The organism is Candidatus Steffania adelgidicola (assembly GCF_020541225.1).
GTDB classification, from domain to species: domain Bacteria; phylum Pseudomonadota; class Gammaproteobacteria; order Enterobacterales; family Enterobacteriaceae; genus Steffania; species Steffania adelgidicola.
In genome coordinates, this window is record NZ_CP045889.1 from 1,208,265 (window position 1) to 1,223,084 (window position 14,820).

Sequence of the window (14,820 nt, forward strand, 5' to 3'; positions counted from 1 at the left end):
TGCTAAATTTTATGATTTAGCGAGTAGAGGACTCGAAAGCGAAACCTTTCAGTAATCTTTTGGTTGAAGTAACTAACGCACCCTAATATAATATTAAACCAGAGCCTATGAGTCAGGTCCTAATCCATAAAAATATTAAATAAGTGCATTGCAAGAGGCGGGTATCGTATAATGGTTATTACATCAGCCTTCCAAGCTGATGATGTGGGTTCGATTCCCACTACCCGCTCCAATTTTGCTGATATAGCTCAGTTGGTAGAGCACACCCTTGGTAAGGGTGAGGTCAGCAGTTCAAATCTGCTTATCAGCACCACTATTAGGCGCTTTCTAAGCGGATTTTTAAAGACCAAATATCTTTGGATATATTGTTTAATTAATATAGTCAAAGTACCGATATACTTATATCTTCAAAAACAGAATAAATCTCTAAAAACCTTTACATATCAAACAATACATGCGCGGCACTATTATCAACCACATTGCTCCATGTCAAGGATCTTGATCCATACCATCAGCACCAATCCTCTATGCACGGTCCATGTCGACATCATACCTATATTTAATTGAATCATCAGTGTATTAAAAACGCCTGATGTTACTATTAACAATGCACGGAACAACACACGTTATTAATACGATGCCCTGACTATGTACTATTCATACATAGGCTTCTTACGAACATAATCGACTATGTAAAAAACCATGTATAAACCTGCATTTTAAAATAGATAGTATAATTTTGACACTTACCATTAGCAACTACTTCATAACGAAAACCAGCCAGCACCTAACCTACTAAATCGTTAGGCAAATATACATGATGATAACAAACAAAAACATGATATGATTTATGATGAAAAATCAATGAAATTCGTAAAATAAAATGCAATGATTATTAGTACGATAGTGATATTCCAGGTTACACATCTTTGTTTCACTCGAGACAACTTATTTCAAAATTGCAAACATTGCTTTTCTGAAGAAAAAAGCACCCACCTTACACAAACCTTCAGAAGCTCTACTCCAACACAAAGACCACCATCGAAAATTGGTGACGCACTAAATTTGTACTGCTTAAAAATATCCATCATCATCTTCATCAACGCTGCATATTCCCAGTGTCGCTAAAAATAAGGATATACCGGAGAAAACAACGGAAAACACTTACTGCGTATTATCAAGTTTTACGAAATGCAGCCAAGCCATACACAGGAAAAATTAAATGCCATTTCTGCGTGAAAATAAAACCAAGAGCTACCCCACCCTCTTCTTTAAAGACTACCGTCGATAAATTAGTGAAAAAAAATCAAATTAAGGTTAATCTGATAAACCTTCGCTATTATATAAAATATGCTCGCCAATTCTCCATAAACAAAAGTGCCAATATTGTTAACGCAGTATGGTTGCTAAAGTCATCTATTATTCAAGAAATCCTAGCATTTATCGAATAAATATTTGACGCAAGATACAATGCAAGCGCATCATGTCACATCCTTTTTTAACCGTGACAAATAATACTATTAGTTTCCTGATATTTAAATTTTTGTCATGAGTAAAATACGATTTCATATTGCGGTATAAGCCTTCAAACGTTTTTCTTGATCATCTAACGTGTGCTTACAGTTAATAAACTTTATTGTGACAGGTTTTCTATGAGTATCAATATCATAACTCAAAGCAGTAAACGCAGCATCGAAATGGTTAAGTGGTTAATTGTTTTTATGCTGTTGGTTATCTCTATCGTTGGGAACTATTTTTATCGCGACTTTAGCCTACCTCTACGCACTTTTACCGAAGTCTTGATTTTAGCTATTGCGGGTGGTGTGGCTATGATGACCTCCAAGGGGAAGTCTCTAATTGGGTTTGCACGTGAAGCACGCATCGAAGTACGTAAAGTAATTTGGCCAACCCACCAAGAAACGTTACATACTACGCTAATCGTTGCAACAGTGACCGCCGTAATGGCACTGATCCTGTGGGGGCTAGATGGAATTCTGGTCTATGTAATATCATTCATTACTAGCCTGAGGTTCTAAGATGTGCAAATTCCACAAAAAACGCTGGTACGTTGTGCAGGCGTTTTCTGGCTTTGAGGGGCGAGTAGCGCAGTCTCTCCGTGAGCATATTAAGCTACATGACATGACGGAATTGTTTGGCGAAGTAATGGTGCCAACAGAAGAAGTGGTTGAAATTCGCGCTGGTCAGCGGCGAAAAAGCGAACGGAAATTCTTTCCGGGCTATGTTTTAGTACAGATGGTAATGCAAGATGCTAGCTGGCATTTGGTGCGCAGTGTACCACGTGTCATGGGCTTCATCGGAGGCACCTCAGATCGTCCTGCGCCCATCGGTGAGAAAGAAGTCGATGCCATTATGAATCGCTTACAACAAATTGGGGACAAGCCAAGACCAAAAACCCTTTTTGAACCGGGTGAGTTAGTTCGACTTAACCATGGTCCATTTGCTGATTTCAACGGTGTAGTAGAAGTAGTTGACTACGAAAAAAGTCGTCTGAAGGTATCGGTTTCAATCTTTGGACGAGCCACTCCAGTAGAACTCGATTTCGGTCAGGTTGAAAAAGGCTAAGTCACTTTCCCTTGCTCAAGGTGTTAAATTAATTAAAAATAGCATTTTACTTTTATATGCTTTATTTTTTAAAACACAGTTATCTATAATATATGGGGAGCCATAACTGGCGTTATTACCCATGACAAGGAAATCAAAATGGCTAAAAAAATACAAGCCTATATTAAACTTCAAGTTGCCGCAGGCATGGCCAACCCCAGCCCTCCAGTAGGTCCGGCTCTAGGTCAGAAAGGCGTTAATATCATGGAATTCTGCAAGGCCTTCAATATTAAAACAGAAAACCTTGAAAAAGGGCTACCAATTCCAGTAGTTATCACGGTGTATTCCGATCGTTCTTTTACTTTCATAACCAAGACCCCGCCAGCAGCGGCACTGCTAAAGCAAGCCGCAGGCATCAAAGTCGCTTCCGGAAAACCAAATATAGATAAAATAGGCACCGTTAGCAGTGCTCAGATACTTGAAATCGCAGAAATCAAAGCGACTGATATGACTGGTTCCAACCTGGAAGCAATCTCCCGCTCCATTCTAGGCACCGCGCACTCTATGGGCTTAGTTGTCGAGGATTAAAAATGGCTAAACTCAGCAGACGCATGCGCATTATTCGAGATAAAATCAGCTCTACTAAGAAGTACGATATCAGCGAAGCCCTAGCACTACTAAAAGAACTACCTGCCGTCAAGTTTATTGAAAGTGTTGACGTTGCAATTAATCTAGGAATAGATGCACGCAAGTCCGATCAAAATGTTCGCGGTGCTACTGTGCTTCCACACGGTACTGGTCGTCATGTAAGAGTGGCCGTATTCACTCAGGGCGCTAACGCTGAAGCGGCTAAATCCGCTCATGCAGACTTGGTTGGTATGGATGAGCTTGCAGATCAGATCCAAAAAGGCATATGCAACTTTGATGTAGTAATCGCCTCTCCGGATGCAATGCGTGTCGTCGGGCAACTAGGCCATATCCTCGGACCACGCGGGCTGATGCCAAACCCTAAAGTCGGCACCATCACCCCGAACATTGCTGAAGCGGTTAATAACGCAAAAGCAGGTCAGATCCGCTACCGAAATGATAAACATGGCATCATTCATACTACTATCGGTCAAATAAATTTTGAATCCGATAAATTAAAAGAAAATCTAGAAGCTTTGCTTCTAGCATTAAAAAAAGCCAAACCAACCCAGACTAAAGGTATTTATATCAAGCAAGTCATCCTCTCTAGCACTATGGGACCAAGTGTTACCATTGATCCAAACAGTCTATCTATGGTCACCACTTAATTATTACTGTACGCGGACGTTAGATTTGTCTAGAATTTATCATCCCAAGCTTCGCCAGAGCACTTTGTTTTTTATCCTGGCCGCAACACACCAAGATTATTTTGGTGGCAACTTAGCCCATCTAAGCCGCCATCAAGACACCCCCAGTGTCTGTAATGGCATTTGTTTTTTCCACCTCGATGGTGACAGAGCCTACATATCATATTTGTTTGCTAGATCATGCTCAATAGTATGTTCACGCCTACTGTCACTATAACGGTATATGAAATAAGTTCCGGGAGCGATTTCCCGGATAAATCCAGGAGCACGACGTAATGGCATTAAATCTTCAAGAAAAACAAGCTATTATTGAAGAAATCAGCGAAATAGCTAAAAACGCGATTTCTGCTGTTGTCGCAAATTCTCGCGGCATAACAGTAGATAAAATGACTGAATTACGTAAGGCAGGTCGTGAAACCGGTGTCTACATGCGCGTTGTTCGTAACACTCTCATGCGCCAGATCGTTAAAGATGGTCCTTTCCAGTGTCTAAACGATATGTTTATCGGTCCAACTCTAATTGCATTTTCTCATCAACACCCAGGTACAGCCGCTCGTTTGTTTAGAGATTTTGCTAAAGAAAATACTAACTTTAAAGTTAAAGCCGCCGCTTTTCAGGGCGAAATTATCCCAGGATCGCAGATCGACCGCCTAGCAACTCTCCCCACTTATAAAGAAGCTATTGCCCAATTAATGTTTACCATGAAAGAAGCCTCTTCAGGCAAACTAATTCGCATGTTAGTCGCACTTCGCAATCAAAAAGAAGAAACAGAATTGCATGCTTAATTCTAAACAAATTGCAAACACATCAATACCTTTCTGAATTCTAGGAACACTGGTTATGTCTATCACTAAAGAACAAATTCTAGACGCAGTTGCTGAAATGTCCATTATGGATGTGGTAGAACTTATCTCTATCATGGAAGAAAAATTTGGCGTTTCCGCCATGGCTACTGTAAATGTAGCTAGTGGTGACCCGATTCAAACCGTAGAAGAAAAAACTGAGTTTGACGTTGTCCTAAACGCAATAGGAACAAACAAAGTTGCAGTCATCAAAGCCGCAAGAAGCGCTACTGGTCTAGGGTTAAAAGAAGCTAAGGATCTAGTAGAATCCGCCCCCGCCACTCTAAAAGAAAGCATAAGCAAAGATGACGCTGAAGCACTGAAGAAAGTCTTAGAAGAAGCGGGCGCGTCTGTTGAGATTAAATAAGCTTACCTTATAGGTTATAGTCTAAACGGAGCTGATAGTCTTCTGTCCATCGCGGCCTTTTTTCGATGTGTAAAAAAAATCAATGGGATTTTATTCTATTAACGTACTAATAAAATTAATATTTTTCTATCGACGACTTAATATACTGCATCGTCTGCCAAACCCTCTCCCTGGTTTAGCAAAGTTCAGCGAAATGATTTAAGAGTGGCAGAAATAGGTATGACGGAGAGAATATTTATTCTCCGATCACGATCAATCACGTTGCATATTGCTGTCCTAACACAACGGACAGAATAGGTCGACTTGTCACCTAGCTGAGGAACCCTATGGTTTACTCCTATACCGAAAAAAAACGCATTCGAAAAGATTTCGGAAAACGCCCACAAGTTTTGGACGTTCCCTATCTTCTTTCGGTTCAGCTTGATTCATTTCAAAAATTTATCGAGCAAGATCCAGAAGGTCAGTACGGACTGGAAGCCGCTTTCCGTTCTGTATTTCCCATACAAAGCTATAGCGGTAACTCCGAACTAAAATATGTCGGTTACCGTCTGGGCGAACCCGTCTTTGATGTTAAAGAGTGCCAGATCCGCGGGATAACCTTTTCCGCACCGTTGCGCGTAAAGTTACACCTTGTTATTTATGAGCGAGAAGCCACTGAAAGTACAGTAAAAGATATCAAAGAACAGGAAGTCTATATGGGTGAAATTCCGCTCATGACTGACAATGGCACGTTTGTAATTAACGGCACTGAACGTGTTATTGTCTCCCAGCTACACCGTAGTCCCGGCGTATTTTTTGATAGCGATAAGGGTAAAACCCACTCCTCTGGGAAAGTGCTTTACAACGCACGCATTATTCCTTACCGCGGTTCTTGGTTAGATTTTGAATTCGATCCGAAAGATAATTTATTTGTCCGTATCGATCGCCGTCGTAAATTACCAGCTACAATTATTCTACGCGCGCTTAATTATAACACCAGCCAGATCCTAGATATATTCTTTGATAAAGTAATTTATAAAATTCACGATAACAAGTTACAAATGGAACTTCTACCTGAGCGGTTACGTGGTGAAACTGCTTCATTTGATATCAAGGTCAATGGAATCGTTTATGTTGAACAAGGCCGCCGTATTACGGCGCGTCACATTCGCCAGCTGGAAAAAGACAACATAACGCAGATTGAAGTTCCTGCCGAATACATTATAGGCAAGGTGGCAGGAAAAGATCATATTGATAAAAATGTTGGTGAGATCATCGTTCCCGCTAATATCGAACTGACACTAGACCTGCTAACCAAGCTAAACCAAGCGGGAATTACAAGTCTTGAGACACTTTTTACCAACGACTTAGATCATGGCGCCTATATTTCCGAGACATTACGTGTAGATCCAAGCAGTGACCGACTCAGCGCATTAGTAGAAATCTACCGCATGATGCGTCCTGGCGAGCCACCAACCCGCGAAGCGGCTGAGAATTTGTTTGAAAATCTCTTCTTCTCAGAAGATCGTTACGATCTTTCAGCAGTCGGGCGGATGAAGTTTAACCGTTCTCTTATGCGTGAAGAAATTCAAGGCTCCGGTATTCTTAGCAAGAACGATATCCTTGATGTATTAAAGAAGCTTATTGATATTCGTAACGGTAAAGGCGAAGTTGACGATATCGATCATTTAGGAAACCGCCGAATCCGTTCGGTGGGTGAAATGGCAGAAAACCAGTTCCGTGTTGGGTTAGTTCGTGTGGAACGAGCTGTGAAAGAACGTCTATCTTTAGGTGATCTAGACACCCTCATGCCACAAGACATGATCAACGCTAAACCCATTTCAGCAGCAGTAAAAGAATTTTTCGGATCCAGTCAACTATCACAATTTATGGATCAGAATAACCCATTATCCGAAATTACTCACAAACGACGCATCTCTGCATTAGGTCCAGGTGGTCTAACCCGCGAGCGAGCGGGTTTTGAAGTACGAGATGTTCATCCAACCCATTATGGACGCGTATGTCCCATTGAAACTCCCGAAGGACCAAACATTGGACTTATTAACTCTCTCTCTGTTTACGCACAAACCAACGAATACGGTTTCCTGGAAACACCGTATCGACGTGTGCAAGAGGGTACAGTTACCGACGAAATCCATTATTTATCGGCAATTGAGGAAGGTAATTTCGTTATCGCACAAGCTAACACCAACCTCAGTGAAGACGGCAGATTTATTAATGAATTAGTAACATGCCGGAGTAAAGGGGAAGCCAGCTTGTTCAGCAGAGACCAGGTTAACTACATGGACGTCTCCACACAACAGGTAGTATCAGTTGGCGCTTCACTGATTCCATTTCTAGAGCACGACGACGCCAATCGCGCTTTGATGGGTGCAAATATGCAGCGCCAAGCAGTACCTACCCTACGTACTGACAAACCTCTAGTTGGCACCGGCATGGAGCGTGCGGTTGCAGTGGATTCGGGCGTTACTGCTGTAGCAAAACGCGGTGGAATTGTGCAATATGTAGACGCTTCACGTATTGTGATTAACGTCAATGAGGATGAAATGTGTCCGGGGGAAGCGGGGATCGATATTTATAATTTAACAAAATATATCCGTTCTAACCAAAATACCTGTATTAGTCAGACGCCTTGTGTTTCGCTGGATGAACCGATTGAACGTGGCGATGTTTTGGCGGACGGTCCCTCTACAGATCTGGGTGAGCTAGCGCTAGGTCAGAATATGCGTATCGCCTTCATGCCGTGGAACGGTTACAACTTTGAAGACTCGATGCTCGTTTCCGAACGCGTAGTACAGGAAGATCGTTTTACCACTATCCATATCCAGGAACTAGCGTGTGTGTCTCGCGACACTAAGCTTGGACCTGAAGAGATTACTGCTGATATCCCAAACGTGGGAGAAGCAGCGCTCTCCAAGCTAGACGAGTCTGGCATCGTGTATATTGGTGCAGAAGTGACTGGCGGAGATATTCTAGTGGGTAAAGTGACTCCGAAAGGAGAAACGCAATTAACGCCGGAAGAAAAACTGTTAAGGGCCATTTTCGGTGAAAAAGCCTCTGACGTGAAAGACTCATCGCTACGTGTGCCAAATGGCGTTTCCGGTACTGTGATTGATGTCCAGGTGTTTACACGTGATGGCGTCGAAAAAGATAAGCGCGCCCTGGAAATCGAGGAAATGCAACTGAATCAGATCAAAAAAGACCTGACTGAAGAACTAAAAATATTTGAAGCTGGGCTATTCATCCGTATCCGTGAAGTATTAATCGCCAACGGTATTGCATCGCATATGCTAGACACACTGACCCGTGAGCGATGGCTAGAATTAGGATTAGCTAACGAAGAAAAACAAAACCAACTCGAAAAACTAGCTGAGCAACATGACGAGCTTAAAAACGAGTTTGAGAAAAAACTAGAAGCTAAACGGCGAAAAATCACCCAAGGCGATGACCTAGCTCCAGGTGTGCTAAAAATTGTAAAAGTATACCTGGCGGTGAAACGTCAGATTCAGCCGGGCGACAAAATGGCAGGCCGTCATGGCAATAAGGGCGTTATCTCAAAGATTAATCCAATTGAAGATATGCCTTATGACGAAAATGGCGTACCTGTAGATATCGTTCTGAACCCACTGGGTGTACCATCACGAATGAATATTGGTCAAATTCTAGAAACACATCTAGGTATGGCAGCAAAAGGCATCGGTGATAAAATTAACGTCATGTTGAAACAACATGAGACGATGGATAAACTACGTGATTTTCTCCAGAAAGCCTATAATCTGGGTGATGATGTACGCCAAAAAGTGGATCTCAGCACTTTCTCCGACGAAGAAGTTCTCCGTCTAGCAGAGAACTTGCGAGAAGGAATGCCTATCGCCACACCAGTATTTGATGGCGCTAAAGAGAAAGAAATTAAAGAGATGCTAAAGCTTGCTGACCTTCCAATCTACGGTCAGATCCCTTTGTTTGATGGGCGAACTGGGGAAAAATTCGAGCGTGATGTCACCGTAGGTTACATGTACATGCTCAAACTCAACCACCTTGTTGATGATAAGATGCATGCACGGTCCACCGGCTCATACAGTTTAGTAACTCAGCAACCACTAGGGGGGAAAGCGCAATTCGGTGGCCAACGTTTTGGGGAAATGGAAGTATGGGCACTAGAAGCCTACGGGGCAGCCTATACACTGCAGGAAATGCTTACCGTCAAATCAGATGATGTTAATGGTCGCACTAAAATGTATAAAAATATCGTGGATGGCAATCATATGATGGAACCCGGCATGCCAGAATCCTTTAACGTCTTGTTGAAAGAAATCCGCTCTCTAGGTATTAATATCGAGCTGGAAAACGATTAATGTTCGCACGGGTGCAATTTGCACTGATCATAAGGACGCTTGAGCGTTTCAGGCGCCTAACAGCTCCAACTCCGACAGGAGCCAATCTGTGAAAGATTTACTTAAATTTCTGAAATCACAAACTAAGACTGAAGAATTTGATGCAATTAAGATTGCGCTAGCCTCACCAGATATGATCCGTTCCTGGTCTTTCGGTGAAGTGAGAAAACCGGAAACTATTAACTATCGTACATTTAAACCAGAGCGTGACGGTCTATTCTGCGCCCGTATTTTTGGACCAGTAAAAGACTATGAATGCCTCTGCGGTAAATATAAACGTTTAAAACATCGCGGCGTAATCTGTGAAAAATGTGGTGTTGAAGTAACCCAGACTAAAGTGCGTCGTGAACGCATGGGTCATATCGAGCTAGCCTCACCCACCGCACATATTTGGTTTTTAAAATCTCTTCCATCCCGTATTGGTGTGTTATTAGATATGCCACTTCGCGACATCGAACGAGTTTTGTATTTTGAATCCTATGTCGTAGTGGAAAGTGGCATGACCACACTTCACTGCCGTCAAATTTTAACAGAAGAGCAGTATTTAGACGCAGTAGAAGAGTTTGGTGACGAATTCGACGCCAAGATGGGCGCTGAAGCCATACAAAATCTATTGAAAAATATGGACTTAGATCAGGAATGTAAACAGCTACGCGAAGAACTAGAAGCAACCAACTCCGAAACCAAGCGAAAAAAACTGACTAAACGCATTAAATTGTTAGAAGCTTTCATTCAGTCCGGTAACAAACCTGAGTGGATGATTCTGACTGTGCTACCAGTGCTACCACCAGATCTGCGTCCGCTTGTACCGCTGGATGGGGGGCGTTTTGCAACCTCAGATCTAAACGATCTGTATCGCCGGGTCATTAACCGTAATAATCGCTTGAAACGACTGCTAGATCTAGCCGCACCGGATATTATTGTACGCAATGAAAAACGCATGTTACAAGAATCAGTCTACGCTCTCTTGGATAACGGCCGACGGGGCCGCGCCATTACCGGTTCTAATAAACGTCCGCTAAAATCATTGGCTGATATGATTAAAGGTAAACAAGGTCGATTCCGTCAGAATTTGCTAGGTAAGCGTGTTGACTACTCCGGCCGGTCGGTAATTACCGTCGGACCATATCTCCGCTTACATCAATGCGGTTTGCCCAAGAAAATGGCGCTAGAGTTATTTAAACCTTTCATTTATGGAAAACTCGAATTACGTGGCCTTGCCACTACGATTAAAGCTGCAAAAAAAATGGTAGAACGAGAAGAAGCAGTAGTCTGGGATATACTGGACGAGGTTATCCGTGAACACCCAGTTATGCTAAACCGTGCACCAACACTGCATCGTCTAGGTATTCAAGCATTTGAACCAGTACTGATTGAAGGAAAAGCCATTCAACTTCACCCTCTTGTGTGTGCGGCATATAACGCTGACTTCGATGGTGATCAAATGGCAGTACATGTCCCGCTGACTCTAGAAGCTCAATTAGAAGCGCGTGCGCTAATGATGTCTACTAACAACATTTTATCTCCCGCTAATGGCGAACCCATCATCGTACCTTCTCAGGATGTAGTACTCGGTTTATATTACATGACCCGAGATCGCGTTAATGGTAAAGGTGAGGGGATGATTCTAACCGGGCCAAAAGAAGCTGAACGCATCTACCGCGCCGAGATAGCAGAGCTGCATGCACGCGTTAAAGTACGCATTACAGAATATGAAAAATGCGATAACGGCGAATTAGTGAAGAGGACTCATATAGTAGATACTACTATCGGCCGGGCTATCCTATGGATGATTGTTCCAACAGGACTACCGTTTTCATTAGTAAATCAAGCACTCGGTAAAAAAGCCATCTCCAAGATGCTTAATACCTGCTATCGAGTACTAGGTTTGAAGCCCACCGTCATTTTCGCCGATCAGATAATGTACACTGGATTCACTTACGCTGCCCGTTCTGGCTCATCAGTGGGCATCGATGATATGGTGATCCCGATAAAAAAAGCCGAAATAATCGATGAAGCTGAATCTGAAGTAGCTGAAATTCAAGAGCAATTCCAGTCTGGTCTAGTCACAGCCGGCGAACGTTATAATAAAGTAATAGATATCTGGGCTGCGGCTAACGAACGAGTCGCCAAAGCCATGATGAATAATCTATCTACTGAAACGGTGATTAACCGAAATGGAATAGAAGAACGGCAAGTATCATTTAATAGCATTTTTATGATGGCAGATTCGGGTGCCCGTGGTTCAGCAGCACAAATTCGCCAACTGGCCGGTATGCGTGGCCTGATGGCAAAGCCTGATGGATCCATCATCGAAACACCAATTACAGCAAACTTTCGTGAAGGTTTGAATGTACTCCAGTACTTTATCTCTACCCATGGCGCACGTAAAGGTTTAGCCGATACCGCACTAAAAACGGCAAACTCAGGTTACCTGACACGTCGTTTAGTCGACGTGGCGCAAGATCTGGTTGTAACCGAGGATGACTGTGGTACCTTTTCGGGTATCGTAATGACGCCGGTTATCGAAGGTGGCGATGTTAAAGAACCGTTGCGCGAACGCGTTCTGGGCCGCGTCACAGCGGAAGACGTCCTAAAACCTGGTATCAAAGATGTTTTGGTCTTCCGTAATACTCTATTAAATGAACAGTGGTGTGATATTCTAGAAGAAAATTCTATAGATAGCGTTAAGGTGCGTTCTGTCGTTACCTGTGAGACTGATTTTGGTGTGTGTGCTAACTGCTACGGTCGAGATCTGGCACGGGGGCATTTAGTAAATAAAGGCGAAGCTATCGGGGTAATCGCAGCACAATCCATCGGCGAACCTGGTACCCAGCTGACCATGCGCACTTTCCATATCGGTGGCGCTGCATCTCGTGCTGCTGCGGAATCAAGCATCCAAGTCAAAAACAAAGGGACTATTCGTCTCAGTAGCGCCAAATTTGTCATTAATAGCAGTAGTAAACTGGTAATTACTTCACGCAATACTGAACTTAAGGTCATTGATGAATTTGGCCGTACAAAAGAAAGTTATAAAGTACCTTATGGTGCTGTCATGGCTAAAGGGAACGGTGAGCAAATCATAAGCGGGGAAATCGTTGCCAATTGGGATCCACATACCATGCCAGTTATCACCGAAGTCGACGGTTTTGTACGTCTCACTGATATGATCGAGGGACAGAGTATTACTAGACAGACTGATGAATTAACCGGTTTATCTTCTATCGTGGTACTAGATACCGCTGAACGTACTGGCGTGGGTAAAGATCTTCGGCCAGCACTACGAATTGTAGATGCTAATATTAACGATGTTCTACTGCCGGGTACTGATATACCAGCACAATATTTTTTACCAGGGAAAACGATCGTACAACTAGAAGACGGTGCAAAAATTACCGGTGGTGACACGCTAGCTCGCCTACCACAAGAGACCAGTGGCACGAAAGATATTACCGGGGGTCTACCACGTGTTGCTGATCTTTTTGAAGCACGCCGTCCAAAAGAACCGGCGATTCTAGCTGAGATTAGTGGTATCATTTCTTTTGGTAAAGACACTAAAGGGAAGCGTCGCCTAGTTATCTCTCCGGTAGACGGCAAAGACACCTATGAAGAGATGATCCCGAAATGGCGTCAGCTTAACGTATTTGAAGGTGAGCGAGTAGAACGAGGTGATGTGATTTCAGATGGTCCAGAATCACCACACGACATTTTGCGTTTACGTGGCGTACATGCTGTAACTCGATATATTGTCAACGAAGTCCAGGAGGTTTACCGCCTCCAAGGCGTTAAAATTAACGATAAACATATCGAAGTTATTATTCGTCAAATGTTACGTAAAGCAACAATTACTAGCAGCAGTCGCTTGGATTTCCTAGAAGGCGAACAGGCAGAATACTCACGTATCAAGACGGCCAACCGTCAATCATTAAATAACGGGAAGATGCAAATGAGCTATATACGTGATCTTTTAGGTATTACAAAAGCCTCGCTGGCTACGGAATCCTTTATCTCTGCAGCATCATTCCAGGAAACTACGCGCGTGCTAACCGAAGCCGCCGTTGCCGGAAAACGAGATGAGCTACGTGGTTTGAAGGAAAATGTTATTGTTGGACGTTTAATCCCAGCGGGTACTGGTTATGCGCATCATCAAGAACTTGCGCGTTATCGTCAACGGAATCCCGGGGTAATCGCAGCCTCACCACCGATTACCGCCGATGAAGCTTCAGCTAACTTATCGGAACTCCTAAATGCAGGACTAGGAAGAAATAATAAATAATGCTCAACCTCATTACTTACTAGTGAAAAAATCACTCTTTCGGGAGTGGTTTTTTAAGACTTTTTAAAAAAGTCGAGCATAATGGCAAGTTTTTATTTGCCTTTTAAGGTTATATCACAATATATATAATTGCTAAGGAGTGCTTGCATAGAAAATGAACGTCAGAAGTCATATTCTTAAAATTTTGTAATAAAACCATTGAATCATTTATTTTCTATAATTTTTTATATGAACGTATTTTCTTACGATTAATATCTTGAATAAAAACATATAAACATAATTGATATTATGGTATTAATAAGTTCATCATGTCTTATCAAGAAAAGTTTAGACATATCACACCCCAGTAAGGAGTGATAACATCTAATAGATGATTTTTTTACAAAAAATACATTAATAAGTCATTGATACCTTTTCCATAGTAAAAATAATAAGCTGTTATTAACATATTTTTTAAATAAATCTCTTAATAGAGCATTACTAAGAATCAAGAATAAATTTACCCCACACAATTCGAACAAAAATGTGGCTATCCGCGCAGTCACACTTTCCTAGCTGGAAAGCTATAAATCGATGCTTAACCTACTAAAAGACATTGTAGAATGTACATGCAATACAATTACTGATACGCAGACTTTCGATAAAGAACACTCTTCTACTCCAATTCATGCATTCAAAAACATATAACATGAACGCTTGATTTCATGAGAATATAAATCATCTGGTGAAAAAGGTATCATTCACATCTTGATTAAGGACGCAAGATTAAAATCTTATCATAACATTCGCCATATAATCAAGAATAATTTTGATCAACATTGAGGATTCAATAAAAACCATGGTTAAATCATTTTGATTGATTTACAGAAGAACCATTAGGGTTATCTGATAATATTCTATCCTTATTAACGTCACCAGCTCTACTTAAAATAATTACTACTTACAAATAGGTCAGTCCATTAATAAACAGCAGCAATGATATTGCTCACCTTAGTTTATTCTAATCATTTCCATTTTTTCATTATACGCAAACCCATTAATGTCC

The 14,820-nt window shown here is 42.0% G+C and carries 9 protein-coding genes and 2 tRNA genes; 10 read left to right on the forward strand and 1 reads right to left on the reverse strand.

The features are described 5' to 3' along the window. Nucleotides 1–157 precede the first annotated feature (157 nt). From GFK82_RS03425 to rplA, 6 genes are all read left to right on the forward strand, one after another. Nucleotides 158–232 (forward strand) — tRNA-Gly (locus GFK82_RS03425). A 5-nt stretch (nucleotides 233–237) separates the two neighbouring features. Then, nucleotides 238–313 (forward strand) — tRNA-Thr (locus GFK82_RS03430). A 1,339-nt stretch (nucleotides 314–1,652) separates the two neighbouring features. After that, nucleotides 1,653–2,036 carry a preprotein translocase subunit SecE gene (secE, locus tag GFK82_RS03435; RefSeq protein WP_226810700.1) on the forward strand — a complete coding sequence of 128 codons (384 nt, stop codon included), beginning with the start codon at nucleotides 1,653–1,655 and terminating at the stop codon, nucleotides 2,034–2,036. 1 nt (nucleotide 2,037) lies between these two features. Continuing rightward, nucleotides 2,038–2,583 carry a transcription termination/antitermination protein NusG gene (nusG, locus tag GFK82_RS03440; protein ID WP_226810717.1) on the forward strand — a complete coding sequence of 182 codons (546 nt, stop codon included), beginning with the start codon at nucleotides 2,038–2,040 and terminating at the stop codon, nucleotides 2,581–2,583. A gap of 138 nt (nucleotides 2,584–2,721) precedes the next feature. Beyond that, complete coding sequence (rplK, locus tag GFK82_RS03445) at nucleotides 2,722–3,150, forward strand: 50S ribosomal protein L11 (protein ID WP_226810719.1); 429 nt, start codon at nucleotides 2,722–2,724, stop codon at nucleotides 3,148–3,150. A 2-nt stretch (nucleotides 3,151–3,152) separates the two neighbouring features. After that, nucleotides 3,153–3,857 carry a 50S ribosomal protein L1 gene (gene rplA / locus GFK82_RS03450; RefSeq protein WP_226810727.1) on the forward strand — a complete coding sequence of 235 codons (705 nt, stop codon included), beginning with the start codon at nucleotides 3,153–3,155 and terminating at the stop codon, nucleotides 3,855–3,857. Nucleotides 3,858–4,049: 192 nt separating this feature from the next. Here the strand turns inward: rplA and GFK82_RS03970 are convergent, their stop codons facing one another. Continuing rightward, the gene (locus GFK82_RS03970) at nucleotides 4,050–4,178 is read right to left on the reverse strand and encodes a hypothetical protein (protein WP_282100974.1); all 129 of its coding nucleotides are present in this window, start codon (nucleotides 4,176–4,178) and stop codon (nucleotides 4,050–4,052) included. Here GFK82_RS03970 and rplJ point away from each other — a divergent pair. From rplJ to rpoC, 4 genes are all read left to right on the forward strand, one after another. Further along, the gene (gene rplJ / locus GFK82_RS03455) at nucleotides 4,172–4,681 is read left to right on the forward strand and encodes a 50S ribosomal protein L10 (RefSeq protein WP_226810729.1); all 510 of its coding nucleotides are present in this window, start codon (nucleotides 4,172–4,174) and stop codon (nucleotides 4,679–4,681) included. The two genes, GFK82_RS03970 and rplJ, sit on opposite strands and share 7 nt — an antisense overlap. 55 nt (nucleotides 4,682–4,736) lie before the next feature. After that, the gene (rplL, locus tag GFK82_RS03460; protein ID WP_226810731.1) at nucleotides 4,737–5,105 is read left to right on the forward strand and encodes a 50S ribosomal protein L7/L12; all 369 of its coding nucleotides are present in this window, start codon (nucleotides 4,737–4,739) and stop codon (nucleotides 5,103–5,105) included. A gap of 326 nt (nucleotides 5,106–5,431) precedes the next feature. After that, on the forward strand, nucleotides 5,432–9,460 hold the full coding sequence (gene rpoB, locus GFK82_RS03465) for a DNA-directed RNA polymerase subunit beta (protein WP_226810732.1): 4,029 nt from the start codon (nucleotides 5,432–5,434) through the stop codon (nucleotides 9,458–9,460). An 88-nt stretch (nucleotides 9,461–9,548) separates the two neighbouring features. After that, nucleotides 9,549–13,775: a DNA-directed RNA polymerase subunit beta' gene (gene rpoC, locus GFK82_RS03470; protein ID WP_226810733.1), complete on the forward strand. Its 4,227-nt coding sequence runs from the start codon at nucleotides 9,549–9,551 to the stop codon at nucleotides 13,773–13,775. Nucleotides 13,776–14,820: the final 1,045 nt, after the last annotated feature.

Excerpts from the sequence above, each read along its gene's own strand:
- GFK82_RS03970 (WP_282100974.1), bottom strand. The coding sequence starts at position 4,178 with ATGCCATTACGTCGTGCTCCTGGATTTATCCGGGAAATCGCTCCCGGA.
- rplL (WP_226810731.1), top strand. The coding sequence starts at position 4,737 with ATGTCTATCACTAAAGAACAAATTCTAGACGCAGTTGCTGAAATGTCC.
- secE (WP_226810700.1), top strand. The coding sequence starts at position 1,653 with ATGAGTATCAATATCATAACTCAAAGCAGTAAACGCAGCATCGAAATG.
- rplJ (WP_226810729.1), top strand. The coding sequence starts at position 4,172 with ATGGCATTAAATCTTCAAGAAAAACAAGCTATTATTGAAGAAATCAGC.
- rpoB (WP_226810732.1), top strand. The coding sequence starts at position 5,432 with ATGGTTTACTCCTATACCGAAAAAAAACGCATTCGAAAAGATTTCGGA.
- rplK (WP_226810719.1), top strand. The coding sequence starts at position 2,722 with ATGGCTAAAAAAATACAAGCCTATATTAAACTTCAAGTTGCCGCAGGC.
- rplA (WP_226810727.1), top strand. The coding sequence starts at position 3,153 with ATGGCTAAACTCAGCAGACGCATGCGCATTATTCGAGATAAAATCAGC.
- nusG (WP_226810717.1), top strand. The coding sequence starts at position 2,038 with ATGTGCAAATTCCACAAAAAACGCTGGTACGTTGTGCAGGCGTTTTCT.